Source organism: Streptomyces macrolidinus, from assembly GCF_023887685.1.
Taxonomy (GTDB): domain Bacteria; phylum Actinomycetota; class Actinomycetes; order Streptomycetales; family Streptomycetaceae; genus Streptomyces; species Streptomyces macrolidinus.
This window is the reverse complement of the sequence record NZ_JAMWMR010000005.1, coordinates 189,314-205,683: the sequence shown is the minus strand read 5'-3', so window position 1 is coordinate 205,683 and position 16,370 is coordinate 189,314. Positions and strand designations below refer to the sequence as shown.

Below are 16,370 nucleotides of genomic sequence, written 5' to 3'. Positions count from 1 at the left end.
CGCTCCAGGTATGGCGCCGCATCCACCAGTAGTCAGGAGAGACCGGTGTCAGACGTCCGTGTGATCATCCAACGCGATTCCGAGCGGGAAGAACGCGTGGTGACGACGGGCACTACGGCCGCCGAGCTCTTCGCCGGCGAGCGCTCGATCATCGCCGCGCGGGTGGCCGGCGAGCTGAAGGACCTCGCGTACGAGGTCAGGGACGGCGAGACCGTCGAGGCCGTGGAGATCTCTTCCGAGGACGGCCTCAACATCCTGCGCCACTCCACCGCGCATGTGATGGCGCAGGCCGTGCAGGAGCTGTTCCCCGAGGCCAAGCTGGGCATCGGCCCGCCGGTCCGGGACGGCTTCTACTACGACTTCGACGTCGAGAAGCCGTTCACGCCCGAGGATCTCAAGGCCATCGAGAAGAAGATGCAGGAGATCCAGAAGCGCGGTCAGCGCTTCGCCCGCCGCGTCGTCACCGACGAGGCCGCCCGCGAGGAACTGGCCGACGAGCCCTACAAGCTGGAGCTGATCGGCCTCAAGGGCGCGGCCTCCAGCGAGGACGGCGCGGACGTCGAGGTCGGCGGCGGCGAGCTGACGATCTACGACAACGTGGACGCCAAGACCGGCGAGCTGTGCTGGAAGGACCTCTGCCGCGGCCCCCACCTGCCCACGACCCGCAACATCCCGGCGTTCAAGCTGATGCGCAACGCCGCCGCCTACTGGCGCGGCAGCGAGAAGAACCCCATGCTCCAGCGCATCTACGGCACGGCCTGGCCGTCCAAGGACGAGCTGAAGGCGCACCTGGACTTCCTCGCCGAGGCCGAGAAGCGCGACCACCGCAAGCTCGGCTCCGAGCTGGACCTCTTCTCGATCCCCGAGCAGATCGGCTCCGGCCTCGCCGTCTTCCACCCCAAGGGCGGCATCGTCCGCCGGGTGATGGAGGACTACTCGCGGCGCCGCCACGAGGAAGAGGGCTACGAGTTCGTCTACACCCCGCACGCGACGAAGGGGAAGCTCTTCGAGACCTCGGGCCACCTGGACTGGTACGCCGACGGCATGTACCCGCCCATGCAGCTCGACGAGGGCGTGGACTACTACCTCAAGCCCATGAACTGCCCGATGCACAACCTGATCTTCGACGCGCGCGGCCGGTCCTACCGTGAACTGCCGCTGCGCCTCTTCGAGTTCGGGACCGTGTACCGGTACGAGAAGTCGGGCGTCGTGCACGGCCTGACCCGCGCCCGCGGCTTCACCCAGGACGACGCGCACATCTACTGCACGCGCGAGCAGATGGCCGACGAGCTCGACAAGACGCTCACCTTCGTGCTGAACCTGCTGCGCGACTACGGCCTGACGGACTTCTATCTGGAGCTGTCCACCAAGGACCCGGAGAAGTTCGTCGGCTCGGACGAGGCCTGGGAAGAGGCCACCGAGACGCTGCGCCAGGTCGCCGAGAAGCAGGGCCTCCCGCTGGTTCCCGACCCGGGCGGCGCCGCGTTCTACGGTCCGAAGATCTCGGTCCAGGCGAAGGACGCGATCGGCCGTACCTGGCAGATGTCGACGGTCCAGCTCGACTTCAACCTGCCGGAGCGCTTCGACCTCGAGTACACCGGCTCGGACGGCTCGAAGCAGCGCCCGGTCATGATCCACCGAGCCCTCTTCGGTTCGATCGAGCGGTTCTTCGCGGTGCTCCTCGAGCACTACGCGGGCGCCTTCCCGGCGTGGCTGGCCCCGGTGCAGGCCATCGGTATCCCGATCGGTGACGCCCACGTCGAGTACCTGGAGAAGTTCGCCGCGGCGGCCAGGAAGAAGGGGCTGCGCGTCGACGTCGACTCCTCCTCGGACCGCATGCAGAAGAAGATCAGGACGGCGCAGAAGCAGAAGGTCCCGTTCATGATCATCGTCGGTGACGACGACATGAACGCGGGCACGGTGTCGTTCCGCTACCGCGACGGCTCGCAGGAGAACGGGATCCCGTTCGACGAGGCCATCGCGAAGATCGCGAAGGTCGTCGAGGAGCGGGCCCAGGTCTGACGCGGGACAGGGCCGAAGGCCCCGGGGACGTGCGCGTTCCCGGGGCCTTCGGCCTCTTCGCGCTCCTCGGTCCCGGGCGTGAACCCCTCCGCGACACCGCGCACCGGGGAGGCCATATGCTGCACAGCATGACGAGTGAGCCGGAACAGCAGATCGGAGTGGGAACGCAGGACGCGTTCCAGCGCCTGTGGACGCCCCACCGGATGGCCTACATCCAGGGCGAGAACAAGCCGACCGGTCCGGGGGCCGGTGACGGCTGCCCGTTCTGCTCGATCCCGGCCAAGTCCGACGAGGACGGGCTGATCATCAAGCGGGGTACGCAGGTCTACGCGGTCCTCAACCTGTACCCGTACAACGGCGGCCACCTCATGGTCGTGCCCTACCGCCACGTCGCCGACTACACGGACCTGACCGACGCGGAGACCGCCGAGCTCGCCGAGCTGACCAAGCAGGCCATGACCGCGCTGCGGACGGCCTCCGGGGCCCATGGCTTCAACATCGGCATGAACCAGGGCACGGTCGCGGGCGCGGGCATCGCCGCCCATCTGCACCAGCACATCGTCCCGCGGTGGGGCGGCGACACGAACTTCATGCCGGTGGTGGGCCACACGAAGGTGCTGCCGCAGCTCCTGGCCGACACCCGCACGATGCTGGCGGAGGCCTGGCCCACCGCGTGAGCCCGGCCCCCGGCCGCTTCCGTTCCAGTGGGGGTCCTACGCGTCTCCCGTGGGGTCCTACGCGTCGTACACGTCGGCCTTGCGCGGGGACGCATCCTGCACCAAGCCGCTGAGCACCGTCGAGCGGTTGCCGAACTTCTCCGTGTTCACGCCGTGCTCCTCCAGCACGCGGATCGCCGCCGAATGCACCACCCGCAGCACCGGGGTGGCCGCGCGCAGCGCGTCGTCCGCCATGAAGCGGTGCCGCCACGGCTGGTCCGCCCAGGCGTGGCGCAGCCCGAACGGCTCGGGCAGGGTCAGCGAGCCGCCGAGCCAGTTCAGCAGCGGGGGATACCAGGTGAGCGGCGCGCGGACCGCGAGCCGTACGACCTCGTCCGCGTCGACCAGCGGGAGCTTCACCTCGCGGGTCTCCCAGAACCTGACCGACTTCTGCACCTTCTTGGTCGGCGCCTCCGGCTTGGAGGTGAACAGCGAGTTCACGGGGCCCAGCGCATGCCCGGTGACCTCGATACGCAGCGTCTCGTGCAGCACCGTCACCGTGATCATCATGGTGATGACCAACTGGCCGTCCCACAGGGTCCATTGGACGCCCAGATAGTGCCGCTCGCCGCCGCCGAACTGCTGCTTGTTGCAGATGTCCTGTATGGCGTGGGGCTTGATCTGGTACGCGTCCACGTCCGAGCCCTCCGGGCGGGACACCGAGTCCGCGTTCTCCCCGATCGGGTTGACGATCCAGTGCCGGATGGAGGGCTTCGGGAAGCCGCCGGTGTTCAGCGGGCCGCGCTCCAGAAGGCTGAGCTGGTCGTGGATGGCCTTGATCACGTCCCAACTGCGGAAGGGATGGATCTCCTTGCCCAGGTCGCTGGGGATCAGGTCCTCGGCGAGCTGCCAGCTTCCCCAGCGCGTGCCCATGCCGAGTATGCCCTTGGGACCGGCGTAGAAGACGGAGTTGGACTGCTGCTCGGCGCTGAGCCGGGCCAGGGCCTGGCGCAGCCGCTCGGCGGCGTTCTCGCCGGGGCTGCCGGGCACGGCCTCGGGGATCTTCGCGCCGATGCCGCCGCCGGAGAGGAGCCCCGCCCAGCGGTCGCGCAGATCCTTCGCGGTCCGCTCGCACAACTGCTTCGCCCAGTACCAGCCGATCACCGGCATGACGACCGCCGCGCGGAGGTACCAGGACCAGAAGCCGGTGAACGGCAGGCGGATGAGGAAGATCACGGCGATGACGGCCACCGCGACCAGCAGCGCGGTGCCGATCGCGGAGGAGCGCTTGCCCTCGCGTTTGGCCGCGAGGGCGCGGAGCTGGAAGACCAGCAGCCACGCCAGCATCCCGGGCAGGAAGAGCACCCCGCACAGCACGGTCACCGCCGAGAGCCAGTTGTCACGGTCCCGGCGGATGCGGTGGGCGGCCAGGCAGTGCTCCACGACGACCTGCGGCTCGGTGCCGAAGGACTGGATGAGCGGTTTGCGCCCGGCGCCCAGCATGCGGTCGCGCACGGCCACCGAGAAGGCCTCGCCGAGGTTCGGCCGGAAGAGCTTCGCCCAGGAGCGGCCGGGGTTGACCTTCGACTGGTGCCACTCGTTGTCGGCGTCGAGGATCTTCTCGATCGCCGCGTCCCGGTAGGCCGCCGAGGCCAGCGCGAAGGTCGCCGCCGTCTCTCCCGCGGAGCCCGACAGGGGCACCTGCGCCCCGGGGCTGAAATCGAATCCGTCCGTCACTGCCGCCCCCATCGCTGCTCAACCCGCTTCTGCGGCCTTCCCGACTTCCTTGCTCCGCACACCTGTTGAACAGGCCATCGTGTCGATCTCGTCCCGACGTGCGCGTCGATCCCGCCCCGACGTGATCAGGTGATCAGCGTATCCGCAGGCGGCGGCGTGCGTCGGCGGACGGCCAAGAAGCCGTCCGCCGACGGGAGGTGAGGGGAGCGCGGTACCGACTACGGGGCGTCGTCGGCCTGTTCGCGCACCTTCGCCGCGACCTGCGGCGGCATCGGCTCGTGCCGCGCGTAGGAGCGGCTGAAGCTCGCCGTGCCGTGCGAGAGGGAGCGCAGGTCGATCGCGTACCGGCCGATCTCGATCTCCGGCACCTCGGCCCGTACGAGCGTGCGCCCGCCGACCGTCTGCTCGGTGCCGAGCACCCGGCCGCGCCGCCCGGACAGGTCGCTCATCACGGCGCCGACGTAGTCGTCGCCGACGAGCACCGTCACCTCGGCCACCGGTTCCAGCAGATGGATCGTGGCGTCGCGCGCGGCCTCGCGCAGGGCGAGCGCGCCCGCCGTCTGGAAGGCCGCGTCGGAGGAGTCCACGGAGTGCGCCTTGCCGTCCAGGAGGGTCACCCGTACGTCGATGAGCGGGTGGCCCGCGGACACGCCCTTGGCGGCCTGGGCGCGGATGCCCTTCTCGACGGAGGGGATGAACTGCCGGGGCACGGCCCCGCCGACCACCTTGTCCACGAACTCGATGCCGGAGCCGCCGGGCAGGGGCTCGACCTCGATCTCGCAGATCGCGTACTGGCCGTGCCCGCCGGACTGCTTGACATGTCGGCCGCGCCCGGCCGACCTGCCCGCGAACGTCTCCCGGAGGGCGACCTTGTGCGGGACCACGTCGACCTGGACGCCGTACCGGCTGCGCAGCCGCTCCAGGGCGACGTCCGCGTGGGCCTCGCCCAGACACCACAGCACCACCTGGTGGGTGTCCTGGTTCTGTTCGAGGCGCATGGTCGGGTCCTCGGCGACCAGTCGCGCGAGCCCCTGGCTGAGCTTGTCCTCGTCCGGCTTGCTGTGCGCCTGGATGGCGAGCGGCAGCAGCGGGTCGGGCATCTCCCAGGGCTCCATGAGCAGCGGGTCGTCCTTGGCCGACAGGGTGTCGCCGGTCTCGGCCCGGTTCAGCTTCGCTACGCAGGCCAGATCGCCCGCGATGCAGTGCGCGAGAGGGCGCTGCTGCTTGCCGAAGGGGACGGACAGGGCGCCGATGCGCTCGTCGACGTCATGATCCTCGTGGCCGCGGTCGGTCAGCCCGTGCCCGGACACATGCACCGTCTCGTCGGGGCGCAGGGTGCCCGAGAACACACGGACCAGCGAGATACGGCCCACGTACGGGTCGGACGCGGTCTTCACGACCTCCGCGACCAGCGGTCCGTCCGGGTCGCACGGCGTCACCTCGCGGGGCTTGCCGTCCAGGGTGGAGACCGCGGGCGCCTCCCGCTCCAGCGGGGTCGGGAAGCCGCCGGTGACCAGCTCCAGCAGCTCGACGGTGCCGAGGCCCTGGCGGGCGCCGTCGGTGGCGGGCGCGGCGGCCAGGACGGGGAAGAACGTGCCGCGGGCGACGGCCTGCTCCAGGTCCCGGACGAGCGTGTCGAGGCCGATCCGCTCGCCGCCCAGATAGCGGTCCATGAGGGTCTCGTCCTCGCTCTCCGCGATGATCCCCTCGATGAGCCGGTTGCGGGCCTCCTCGATCCGGGTGAGCTGCTCGGGCGCCGGCTCGGACTCCTTGCGCTCGCCCGACGAGTAGTCGAACAGCTTCTGCGTCAGCAGCCCCATCAGCCCGGTGACGGGCGCGTGCCCGTCGGGGCCCTCGGGGCCGTGCAGCGGCAGATACAGCGGGAGGACGGCGTCGGGGTCGTCCGCGCCGAACGCCTCCGCGCAGGTGCGGGTCATCTCGTCGAAGTCGGAGCGGGCGGCCTCCAGATGTGTGATCACGATGGCGCGCGGCATGCCGACGGCCGCGCACTCGTCCCACACCATGCGGGTCGAGCCGTCCACGCCGTCCGAGGCCGAGACGACGAAGAGAGCCGCGTCCGCCGCCCGCAGACCGGCCCGCAGCTCCCCGACGAAGTCGGCGTATCCAGGGGTGTCCAGCAGATTGATCTTGACCCCGTCCTGTTCGACGGGGACCAGGGAGAGCTGGACCGAGCGATGCTGCCGGTGCTCGATCTCGTCGTAGTCCGAGACGGTGCCGCCGTCCTCGACCCGGCCCGCCCGGTTCACCGCTCCCGCCGTCAGCGCGAGAGCCTCCACCAACGTCGTCTTGCCCGCTCCGCTGTGGCCGACCAGCACCACATTCCGTACGGATGCGGGGCGGTCGGCCGCCATAGCCCTGCCGGCGGCTCCGGGGGTTGTGTTCGCCTTGTCGCCCATGGCCTTGCCTCCCGTGCACGGTGAGGTCACTGGGGGTGCGGACACGCGGACCCGCGTGCGATGGCGGCTCCGATGACGCCCGCGGTGACTTCGAGCTTCGCACCGACGTCGGGGCGCGTCCATACGAGGGACACGATCCCGTCACCCGGCCCCGCCCCACGGGTCACACGGTCACCTCCGGACGTCCGTGGGCCTGCGCGTCACGCGCGCGTGACGCCGGGGGCGCGGGTGCCCGGCCGCCGCGTGCCCCCGCGCGTGACTACGATGGGCCAGCCGGGCGGCCACCAAGGGCCCCGGCTCACCGACCGTCGGGAAGGCCATGCTGAACAAGTACGCGCGTGCATTCTTCACGCGTGTCCTCACACCGTTCGCCGCGTTTTTGATCCGCCGGGGCGTCAGCCCCGACACGGTCACGCTGATCGGTACGGCCGGCGTGGTCGCGGGTGCGCTGGTCTTCTACCCCCGGGGCGAGTTCTTCTGGGGCACGGTCGTCATCACCCTGTTCGTGTTCTCGGACCTGGTCGACGGCAACATGGCCCGCCAGCTCGGCCGCTCCAGCCGCTGGGGCGCCTTCCTGGACTCCACGCTCGACCGGGTCGCCGACGGCGCGATCTTCGGCGGCTTCGCCCTGTGGTACGCGGGCAGGGGCGACGACATCGCGCTCTGCGCGGTCTCGATCTTCTGTCTGGCCAGCGGCCAGGTGGTGTCCTACACCAAGGCGCGCGGCGAGTCGATCGGACTGCCCGTCGCGGTCAACGGACTGGTCGAGCGGGCCGAACGCCTGGTGATCTCGCTGGTCGCGGCCGGGTTCTCCGGACTGCACGCGTTCGGTGTGCCCGGCATCCAGGTGCTGCTGCCCATCGCCCTGTGGATCGTCGCCGTGGGCAGCCTGATCACGCTGATCCAGCGGGTGGTCACGGTCCGCAGGGAGTCCGCAGAGGCGGACGCCGAAGCGCGCAACGCCTCGCACGGCGGAGCGGCCACATGAGCGCGGGACGGGAGAGCGGGGCGGCGACGTGAGCAGCCTGCGGGAACGACTGGCGGACGGGCTCTACGGCCTCGGCTGGAGCACCGTCAAGACCCTGCCCGAGCCCGTCGCCGCCCGGCTGGGCCGGACCATCGCCGACCTCGCCTGGAGGCAGCGCGGCAAGGGCGTGCGGCGGCTCGCGAGCAACTACGCGCGCGTGGTGCCCGACGCGAGCCCCGAGCGGCTCGCCGCACTCACCCGCGCGGGCATGCGCTCGTATCTGCGCTACTGGATGGAGTCCTTCCGGCTGCCCGTGTGGACCCCGGAGCGCATACGCGGCGGCTTCGAGGTCAAGGACGTGCACCATCTGACCGACGGACTGGCCGCCGGCAAGGGCGTCGTCCTCGCCCTGCCGCACATGGCCAACTACGACCTGGCCGGCGCCTGGGTCACCACCACGCTGCGCACGCCGTTCACCACGGTCGCCGAGCGGCTCAAGCCCGAGACCCTCTACGACCGGTTCGTCGCCTACCGCGAGGGCCTCGGCATGGAGGTACTGCCGCACAGCGGCGGCGCCGCCTTCGGCACGCTCGCCCGGCGGCTGCGCGACGGGGGACTGGTCTGCCTGGTGGCCGACCGCGATCTGTCCGCCTCCGGCGTCGAGGTCTCCTTCTTCGGCGAGACGGCCCGGATGCCCGCGGGCCCGGCGCTGCTCGCCCAGCACACCGGCGCGCCGCTGCTGCCGGTGACGCTCTGGTACGACGACTCGCGCGTCATGCGCGGGCGCGTGCATCCCGCGATCGACGTACCGCGGTCAGGTAACCGGGCCGAGAAGACGTCTGTCATGACACAGGCGCTGGCCGACGCCTTCGCCACGGGAATCGCGGAACATCCGGAGGACTGGCACATGCTGCAACGACTGTGGCTCGCCGATCTGGATCCCGGCGACGCCCCCCGGAAGGGGACGCCGTGAGGATCGGCATCGTCTGCCCCTACGCGTGGGACGTGCCGGGCGGTGTCCAGTTCCACATCCGGGACCTGGCCGAGTACTTCATCCGGCTCGGCCACGAGGTCTCCGTCCTCGCCCCCGCCGACGACGACACCCCGCTGCCCCCGTACGTGGTCTCGGCGGGCCGCGCGGTCCCCGTGCCCTACAACGGCTCGGTGGCCCGCCTGAACTTCGGCTTCCTGAGCGCCGCCCGGGTGCGGCGCTGGCTGCACGAGGGCGCGTTCGACGTCATCCACATCCACGAGCCGACCTCGCCCTCCCTCGGCCTGCTGACCTGCTGGGCGGCGCAGGGCCCGATCGTCGCGACGTTCCACACCTCGAACCCGCGGTCGAGAGCGATGATCGCCGCGTACGCGATCCTCCAGGCGGCCCTGGAGAAGATCAGCGCGCGGATCGCCGTCAGTGAGTACGCGCGCCGCACGCTCGTCGAACACCTGGGCGGCGACGCCGTGGTGATCCCGAACGGCGTGGACGTCCACTTCTTCGCCAAGGCCGAGCCCCGTCCCGAGTGGCAGGCCGGAGCGGACCGGGAGGACGGCGGGACGATCGGCTTCATCGGGCGGATCGACGAGCCCCGCAAGGGCCTGCCCGTGCTGATGAAGGCCCTGCCGAAGATCCTCGCCGCCCGGCCGCGCACCCGGCTGCTGGTCGCCGGGCGCGGCGACACCGAGGAGGCGGTGGCGACGCTGCCCCCCGAACTGCGCTCGCGCGTGGAGTTCCTCGGCATGGTCAGCGACGAGGACAAGGCGCGCCTGCTGCGCAGCGTCGACCTGTACGTGGCGCCCAACACCGGCGGGGAGAGCTTCGGGATCATCCTGGTCGAGGCGATGTCGGCCGGAGCCCCCGTGCTCGCCTCCGACCTGGACGCCTTCGCCCAGGTCCTCGACCACGGGGCGGCCGGTGAGCTGTTCGCCAACGAGGACGCCGACGCGCTCGCCGACGCGGCGCTGCGGCTGCTCGGCGACCCGAAGCGGCGGGCCGAACTGCGCGCGCGGGGCAGCGCCCATGTGCGGCGCTTCGACTGGTCGAGGGTCGGCGCGGACATCCTGTCGGTCTACGAGACGGTGACGGACGGGGCCGCCGCGGTGGCGGCGGACGAGCGCTCCGGGCGACGGGCGCGCTTCGGCCTGGCACGGAGCTGAGCCCGGCCCTCCGCTGCCCTGGACGGCGCCCCGAGGGGACCGGAGGGCGGCCCGGTAGCCTTGCCGCCCGTGACCGCAACCCTGATCTGGATCCTTGTCGCCCTCGTCGTGATCGGCCTCTATCTGAGCTGGACCGCGGGGCGCCTCGACCGGCTGCACTCCCGGATCGACGCGGCGCGCGCCGCGCTCGACGCGCAGTTGGTGCGGCGGGCCTCGGTCGCCCAGGAGGTGGCGACCTCCGGGGTCCTCGACCCGGCCGCGTCGATCGTCCTGTACGAGGCCGCGCACGCGGCACGGCAGGCGGAGGAGGAACAGCGGGAGGTCGCCGAGAGCGAGCTGAGCCAGGCGCTGCGGGCCGTCTTCGCGGAGCCGGAGCAACTGGTGGCCGTACGGGAGGCGCCCGGCGGCGAGCAGGCGGCGCGTGAGCTGACCGAGGCGGTGCGCAGGGTGCCGATGGCCCGGCGGTTCCACAACGACGCGGTACGGGCGGCCCGCGCGCTGCGCCGCCACCGCAAGGTGCGCTGGTTCCGTCTCGCGGGCCACGCCCCGTTCCCGCTGGCCGTCGAGATGGACGACGAACCACCGGCGGCCCTCACGGACCGTCAGACCCCCTGAGGACGCCTGCCCGGACCCCACCCGAGGCGCCTGCCCGGACCAACGGGAGCAACCGGCCGTACGTTCCCGTACCCCCGGCTCCCGGGCAAAACGATCCACCGGCTCCCTATTGGCCCTTGCTGTGGCCTGCTGGTTTCCCGTTGTCTCGGTCCAGCAGAAATTCCTCTTCTCCAGAGTGAGGTCAACCCGTGTCCAGCGCGCTTTCCACCCCCCAGACCCCCGAGACCGGCACTGCCCGCGTCAAGCGCGGCATGGCCGAGCAGCTCAAGGGCGGCGTGATCATGGACGTCGTCACGCCGGAGCAGGCGAAGATCGCCGAGGACGCGGGCGCCGTCGCCGTCATGGCGCTGGAGCGGGTCCCGGCCGACATCCGCAAGGACGGCGGGGTCGCCCGGATGTCCGACCCGGACATGATCGAGGGCATCATCGACGCCGTGTCCATCCCGGTGATGGCCAAGTCGCGGATCGGCCACTTCGTCGAGGCCCAGGTCCTGCAGTCCCTCGGCGTCGACTACATCGACGAGTCCGAGGTCCTCACCCCGGCCGACGAGGTCAACCACTCCGACAAGTGGTCCTTCACCACCCCCTTCGTCTGCGGCGCCACCAACCTGGGCGAGGCCCTGCGCCGTATCGCCGAGGGCGCGGCCATGATCCGCTCCAAGGGCGAGGCCGGTACCGGCAACGTCGTCGAGGCCGTCCGCCACCTGCGCCAGATCAAGGGCGACATCGCCCGGCTGCGCGGTCTCGACAACCACGAGCTGTACGCCGCCGCCAAGGAGCTGCGCGCCCCGTACGAGCTGGTCAGGGAGGTCGCCGAGCTGGGCAAGCTCCCGGTCGTGCTGTTCTCCGCCGGCGGTGTGGCCACCCCGGCCGACGCGGCCCTGATGCGTCAGCTCGGCGCCGAGGGCGTCTTCGTCGGCTCCGGCATCTTCAAGTCCGGCGACCCGGCCAAGCGCGCCGCCGCCATCGTGAAGGCGACCACCTTCTACGACGACCCGAAGATCATCGCCGATGCGTCCCGCAACCTCGGCGAGGCCATGGTCGGCATCAACTGCGACACCCTCCCCGAGACCGAGCGCTACGCCAACCGCGGCTGGTGACAGGGCAGTTCGCAGACGACGACGTACAGGAACCACACGTAGATGACTGACGTACCCGTCATTGGCGTCCTGGCCCTCCAAGGCGACGTACGGGAGCACCTCATCGCCCTGGCCGCGGCCGACGCCGTGGCCAGGCCGGTGCGGCGCCCCGAAGAACTCGCCGAGGTCGACGGCCTCGTCCTCCCCGGTGGCGAGTCCACCACCATCTCCAAGCTGGCCGTTCTCTTCGGGGTGCTGGACCCGCTCCGCGCGCGTGTGCGCGAGGGCATGCCCGTCTACGGCACCTGCGCGGGCATGATCATGCTCGCCGACAAGATCCTCGACCCGCGCTCGGGCCAGGAGACCATCGGCGGCATCGACATGATCGTGCGCCGCAACGCCTTCGGACGGCAGAACGAGTCCTTCGAAGCGGCGGTCGACGTCCAGGGCGTCGAGGGCGATCCTGTAGAGGGCGTCTTCATCCGCGCCCCCTGGGTCGAGTCCGTCGGCGCCGAGACCCAGGTGCTCGCCGAGCACGACGGCCATATCGTCGCCGTGCGCCAGGGCAACGCCCTCGCGACGTCGTTCCACCCGGAACTGACCGGCGACCACCGCGTGCACGCCTTGTTCGTCGACATGGTGCGCGCCTGGCGGGCCCCGGATCCCTTGTAGGATCTCGGGGGGTCCCCCCACCCTCAAGGTCTGGGGGAGTTCGTACGGAGATGGGTTTACGCGAAGGAGACAGGCAGATGTCCGGCCACTCTAAATGGGCCACGACGAAGCACAAGAAGGCCGTCATCGATGCCAAGCGTGGCAAGCTCTTCGCAAAGCTGATCAAGAACATCGAGGTCGCGGCCCGCATGGGCGGCGCCGACGTGGACGGTAACCCGACGCTGTACGACGCCGTGCAGAAGGCGAAGAAGCAGTCGGTGCCGAACAAGAACATCGACTCGGCGATCAAGCGCGGCGCGGGCCTGGAGGCCGGTGGCGCCGACTACGAGACGATCATGTACGAGGGCTACGGTCCGAACGGTGTCGCGGTGCTCATCGAGTGCCTCACCGACAACCGCAACCGCGCCGCCTCCGACGTCCGCGTCGCCATGACCCGCAACGGCGGCAACATGGCCGACCCGGGTTCGGTGTCGTACCTCTTCAACCGCAAGGGCGTCGTCATCGTCCCCAAGGGCGAGCTGACCGAGGACGACGTGCTCGGCGCGGTCCTGGACGCGGGTGCCGAGGAAGTCAACGACCTCGGCGAGTCCTTCGAGGTGCTCAGCGAGGCCACGGACATGGTCGCGGTCCGCACCGCCCTCCAGGATGCCGGCATCGACTACGACTCCGCCGAGGCCAACTTCGTCCCGACCATGCAGGTCGAGCTGGACGAGGAGGGCGCCAAGAAGATCTTCAAGCTGATCGACGCGCTGGAGGACAGCGACGACGTGCAGAACGTCTTCGCCAACTTCGACGTCAGCGACGAGATCATGGAGCAGGTCGGGGCGTAACGCCGCCGCTGGACTTGCGCGGGCCGACGGGGACACACCCGTCGGCCCGTCGCTTTGCCGGGCGTTGTCAGTGGCACCCGATAGCCTGCACGAACTTGGGGGTACTCACCGTCCGGCAGGGTCCGGGGGCGATCGAAGGAGGGGCGCTGGTGCGCGTACTGGGGGTGGACCCGGGACTGACGCGCTGCGGGGTCGGCGTGGTCGAGGGCGTGGCCGGACGACCGCTGACCATGCGCGGCGTAGGCGTCGTCCGCACGCCCACCGACGCACAGCTCGCCCACCGCCTCGTCGCCCTCGAACAGGGCCTCGACCAGTGGCTGGACGACCACCGCCCCGAGTACGTCGCCGTGGAACGGGTGTTCAGCCAGCACAACGTCCGGACGGTCATGGGCACGGCCCAGGCCAGCGCCGTCGCCATGCTCTGCGCCGCCCGCCGCGGCATCCCCGTCGCCCTGCACACGCCCAGCGAGGTCAAGGCGGCCGTCACCGGCACCGGCCGGGCCGACAAGGCCCAGGTGGGCGCCATGGTCACCCGGCTGCTCCGGCTCGACGCGCCTCCCAAGCCCGCCGACGCCGCCGACGCCCTCGCCCTCGCCATCTGCCACATCTGGCGCGCGCCCGCCCAGAACCGACTCCAGCAGGCCGTCGCCCTGCACACATCGAAAGGCCGTTCCGCATGATCGCCTTCGTCAGCGGCCCGGTCGCCGCCCTCGCCCCGGACTCCGCGGTGGTCGAGGTGGGCGGCATCGGCATCGCCGTCCAGTGCACACCGAACACGCTCTCCGGCCTGCGGACCGGCCAGCCGGCCAAGCTCGCCACGTCCCTGGTCGTCCGCGAGGACTCGCTCACGCTGTACGGGTTCGCGGACGACGACGAGCGCCAGGTGTTCGAGCTGCTCCAGACCGCGAGCGGCGTCGGCCCCCGCCTGGCCCAGGCGATGCTGGCCGTGCACAGCCCGGACGCCCTGCGCCGCGCCGTGGCCGGCGGCGACGAGAAGGCCCTCACGGCCGTCCCCGGCATCGGCAAGAAGGGCGCCCAGAAGCTGCTCCTGGAGCTGAAGGACCGCCTCGGCGCGCCCGTCGGCGGCGCCCCCGCGGTCGGCGCCCCGGTCACCGCCGCCTGGCGCGACCAACTGCACGCCGCCCTGATCGGCCTCGGGTACGCCACCCGCGAGGCGGACGAGGCCGTCACCGCGGTCGCCCCGCAGGCCGAGGCCGCCGGTGGCACCCCCCAGGTGGGCGCCCTCCTCAAGGCGGCCCTCCAGAGTCTGAACAGAGCGCGCTGACCCGAAGGCCCCGCAGCCCCGCCCTCGTAGCCCGAACCCACCGCGACCACCCCCGAGGCACACGCAATGAACTGGGACGACACCGCCGACACCGCCGACACCCCCGCCCCCGAGCGGCTGGTCGGCTCGGTCGCCGACCGTGAGGACCAGGCTGTCGAGGCCGCCCTGCGCCCCAAGGACCTGGACGAGTTCATCGGCCAGGAGAAGGTCCGCGAACAGCTCGACCTCGTGCTGCGCGCGGCGCGGGCGCGCGGCGCCACCGCCGACCATGTGCTGCTCTCCGGCGCCCCCGGCCTCGGCAAGACCACCCTTTCGATGATCATCGCGGCCGAGATGGGCGCCCCCATCCGCATCACCAGCGGCCCCGCCATCCAGCACGCCGGCGACCTCGCGGCGATCCTCTCCTCCCTCCAGGAGGGCGAGGTCCTCTTCCTCGACGAGATCCACCGCATGTCCCGGCCCGCCGAGGAGATGCTCTACATGGCGATGGAGGACTTCCGCGTCGACGTGATCGTCGGCAAGGGCCCCGGCGCCACCGCCATCCCCCTCGAACTGCCGCCGTTCACCCTGGTCGGCGCCACCACACGCGCGGGCCTGCTGCCGCCCCCGCTGCGCGACCGCTTCGGCTTCACCGCGCACATGGAGTTCTACGAGCCCGCCGAACTCCAGCGCGTGATCCACCGCTCGGCGCTGCTGCTCGATGTCGAGATCGCCGCCGAAGGCGCCGCCGAGATCGCCGGCCGCTCCCGCGGCACGCCCCGTATCGCCAACCGGCTGCTGCGCCGCGTCCGCGACTATGCGCAGGTCAAGGCCGACGGCGTGATCACGAAGGAGATCGCCGCCGCCGCCCTGTCGGTCTACGAGGTCGACTCCCGCGGTCTCGACCGCCTCGACCGCGCCGTCCTGGAGGCCCTGCTCAAACTGTTCGGCGGCGGCCCCGTCGGCCTGTCGACGCTGGCCGTCGCGGTGGGGGAGGAGCGCGAGACGGTCGAGGAGGTCGCCGAGCCGTTCCTCGTACGGGAGGGTCTGCTCGCCCGTACGCCACGGGGACGGGTGGCGACCCCGGCCGCCTGGGCCCACCTCGGTCTCACCGCGCCACACGGGGCGATAGGCGGAACCACTGGGGGAAACGGACAACCGGAGCTGTTCGGGACGTGACGGCGCGGTACTCGCGTGCTCAGGAACCTGGGTGCCATGCTGAGCGTTGTTCCTTGCGTGCGGACTCGCTTAGACTCCGCCGATGCCGCCTTTGCGGGCGGCGCCGACTCCACCCATCCACCAGGCCGCCGATCCAGCAGTCGAGCGGTCGTGCGAAGGAAATTTCCGTCCCGTGAGTATCAACGCATTCCTCCCGCTCATCGTGATCATCGGGGCCATGTTCCTCATGACGCGCTCGGCCAAGAAGAAGCAGCAGCAGGCCGTACAGATGCGTAATGAGATGCAGCCCGGCAGTGGTGTGCGCACCATCGGGGGCATGTACGCGACGGTCAAGGAGGTCAACGACGACACGGTCCTCCTCGACGCCGGCCCGGGTGTGGAGCTGCTCTTCGCGAAGAACTCGATCGGCGCCGTCCTCTCCGACGACGAGTACAACAGGATCGTCCACGGTATCGAGCACGACCTGAAGGCCGACGGCACCGTCGTTCCGGACGACGCGTCCTCCCTCACCGAGACCGACGAGCCCGCCGACGCCGCTTCCGGCGAGGGCACCGTCGACCTCGGCAAGAAGGACACGGCCGAGGCGGACGCCGGCGAGGCGAAGGCCGACGCAGCGGAGCCCAAGAAGACCGACGGCGAGTCCGACGCGAAGTAGTGACGCCCCGGGAGCACGGCGCGATGCGTTCGCGCCGTGCTCCCGGGACGCGTGCGTCGTTCTCGAACGGAGTCCGACACCATGTCATGGCCGCCCACGCGCCCACGCGGCGCCGGGCGGCCCGAG

The 16,370-nt window shown here is 71.0% G+C and carries 15 protein-coding genes; 13 read left to right on the top strand and 2 right to left on the bottom strand.

The window, feature by feature from the left end:
• Positions 1 to 45 precede the first annotated feature (45 nt).
• Positions 46 to 2,022 carry a threonine--tRNA ligase gene (thrS, locus tag NGF19_RS08365; protein ID WP_252423631.1) on the top strand — a complete coding sequence of 659 codons (1,977 nt, stop codon included), beginning with the start codon at positions 46 to 48 and terminating at the stop codon, positions 2,020 to 2,022.
• A 116-nt stretch (positions 2,023 to 2,138) separates the two neighbouring features.
• Positions 2,139 to 2,699, top strand: a complete 561-nt coding sequence (locus NGF19_RS08360) for an HIT family protein (RefSeq protein WP_252423630.1) — start codon at positions 2,139 to 2,141, stop codon at positions 2,697 to 2,699.
• Between the two features lie 57 nt (positions 2,700 to 2,756).
• On the opposite strand, the gene NGF19_RS08355 is transcribed toward NGF19_RS08360, so the two are convergent.
• Positions 2,757 to 4,427: an AbeC-like domain-containing protein gene (locus NGF19_RS08355; protein ID WP_252423629.1), complete on the bottom strand. Its 1,671-nt coding sequence runs from the start codon at positions 4,425 to 4,427 to the stop codon at positions 2,757 to 2,759.
• Positions 4,428 to 4,633: 206 nt separating this feature from the next.
• A complete protein-coding gene (locus tag NGF19_RS08350) occupies positions 4,634 to 6,832 on the bottom strand; it encodes an elongation factor G-like protein EF-G2 (protein WP_252423628.1) in 2,199 nt (732 codons plus the stop codon).
• 319 nt (positions 6,833 to 7,151) lie between these two features.
• On the opposite strand from NGF19_RS08350, the gene pgsA reads away from it, so the two are divergent.
• The 11 genes from pgsA to yajC all read left to right on the top strand — a co-directional run bounded on the left by pgsA (position 7,152) and on the right by yajC (position 16,244).
• Positions 7,152 to 7,820: a phosphatidylinositol phosphate synthase gene (gene pgsA / locus NGF19_RS08345; protein ID WP_252423626.1), complete on the top strand. Its 669-nt coding sequence runs from the start codon at positions 7,152 to 7,154 to the stop codon at positions 7,818 to 7,820.
• 28 nt (positions 7,821 to 7,848) lie between these two features.
• The gene (locus NGF19_RS08340; RefSeq protein WP_252423624.1) at positions 7,849 to 8,772 is read left to right on the top strand and encodes a phosphatidylinositol mannoside acyltransferase; all 924 of its coding nucleotides are present in this window, start codon (positions 7,849 to 7,851) and stop codon (positions 8,770 to 8,772) included.
• The gene (locus NGF19_RS08335; protein ID WP_252423623.1) at positions 8,769 to 9,950 is read left to right on the top strand and encodes a glycosyltransferase family 4 protein; all 1,182 of its coding nucleotides are present in this window, start codon (positions 8,769 to 8,771) and stop codon (positions 9,948 to 9,950) included. Before NGF19_RS08340 ends, NGF19_RS08335 begins: the two co-directional genes overlap by 4 nt.
• 69 nt (positions 9,951 to 10,019) lie before the next feature.
• Positions 10,020 to 10,565, top strand: coding sequence for a LemA family protein (locus NGF19_RS08330; protein WP_252423620.1), 546 nt, complete (start codon positions 10,020 to 10,022; stop codon positions 10,563 to 10,565).
• Positions 10,566 to 10,753: 188 nt separating this feature from the next.
• A complete protein-coding gene (gene pdxS, locus NGF19_RS08325; protein WP_308288461.1) occupies positions 10,754 to 11,665 on the top strand; it encodes a pyridoxal 5'-phosphate synthase lyase subunit PdxS in 912 nt (303 codons plus the stop codon).
• Positions 11,666 to 11,707: 42 nt separating this feature from the next.
• Positions 11,708 to 12,316: a pyridoxal 5'-phosphate synthase glutaminase subunit PdxT gene (pdxT, locus tag NGF19_RS08320; protein ID WP_252423619.1), complete on the top strand. Its 609-nt coding sequence runs from the start codon at positions 11,708 to 11,710 to the stop codon at positions 12,314 to 12,316.
• 77 nt (positions 12,317 to 12,393) lie between these two features.
• Entirely contained in the window at positions 12,394 to 13,146 is a 753-nt protein-coding gene (locus NGF19_RS08315) for a YebC/PmpR family DNA-binding transcriptional regulator (RefSeq protein ID WP_252423618.1), read from the top strand.
• Between the two features lie 149 nt (positions 13,147 to 13,295).
• Positions 13,296 to 13,826 carry a crossover junction endodeoxyribonuclease RuvC gene (gene ruvC / locus NGF19_RS08310; protein WP_252423614.1) on the top strand — a complete coding sequence of 177 codons (531 nt, stop codon included), beginning with the start codon at positions 13,296 to 13,298 and terminating at the stop codon, positions 13,824 to 13,826.
• The gene (ruvA, locus tag NGF19_RS08305) at positions 13,823 to 14,431 is read left to right on the top strand and encodes a Holliday junction branch migration protein RuvA (RefSeq protein ID WP_252423612.1); all 609 of its coding nucleotides are present in this window, start codon (positions 13,823 to 13,825) and stop codon (positions 14,429 to 14,431) included. Before ruvC ends, ruvA begins: the two co-directional genes overlap by 4 nt.
• A 66-nt stretch (positions 14,432 to 14,497) precedes the next feature.
• Positions 14,498 to 15,589, top strand: a complete 1,092-nt coding sequence (gene ruvB / locus NGF19_RS08300; protein ID WP_252423610.1) for a Holliday junction branch migration DNA helicase RuvB — start codon at positions 14,498 to 14,500, stop codon at positions 15,587 to 15,589.
• Between the two features lie 172 nt (positions 15,590 to 15,761).
• On the top strand, positions 15,762 to 16,244 hold the full coding sequence (yajC, locus tag NGF19_RS08295) for a preprotein translocase subunit YajC (RefSeq protein WP_252423608.1): 483 nt from the start codon (positions 15,762 to 15,764) through the stop codon (positions 16,242 to 16,244).
• Positions 16,245 to 16,370: the final 126 nt, after the last annotated feature.

Excerpts from the sequence above, each read along its gene's own strand:
- NGF19_RS08360 (WP_252423630.1), top strand. The coding sequence starts at position 2,139 with ATGCTGCACAGCATGACGAGTGAGCCGGAACAGCAGATCGGAGTGGGA.
- NGF19_RS08355 (WP_252423629.1), bottom strand. The coding sequence starts at position 4,427 with ATGGGGGCGGCAGTGACGGACGGATTCGATTTCAGCCCCGGGGCGCAG.
- NGF19_RS08350 (WP_252423628.1), bottom strand. The coding sequence starts at position 6,832 with ATGGGCGACAAGGCGAACACAACCCCCGGAGCCGCCGGCAGGGCTATG.
- pgsA (WP_252423626.1), top strand. The coding sequence starts at position 7,152 with ATGCTGAACAAGTACGCGCGTGCATTCTTCACGCGTGTCCTCACACCG.
- pdxT (WP_252423619.1), top strand. The coding sequence starts at position 11,708 with ATGACTGACGTACCCGTCATTGGCGTCCTGGCCCTCCAAGGCGACGTA.
- NGF19_RS08315 (WP_252423618.1), top strand. The coding sequence starts at position 12,394 with ATGTCCGGCCACTCTAAATGGGCCACGACGAAGCACAAGAAGGCCGTC.
- ruvA (WP_252423612.1), top strand. The coding sequence starts at position 13,823 with ATGATCGCCTTCGTCAGCGGCCCGGTCGCCGCCCTCGCCCCGGACTCC.
- ruvB (WP_252423610.1), top strand. The coding sequence starts at position 14,498 with ATGAACTGGGACGACACCGCCGACACCGCCGACACCCCCGCCCCCGAG.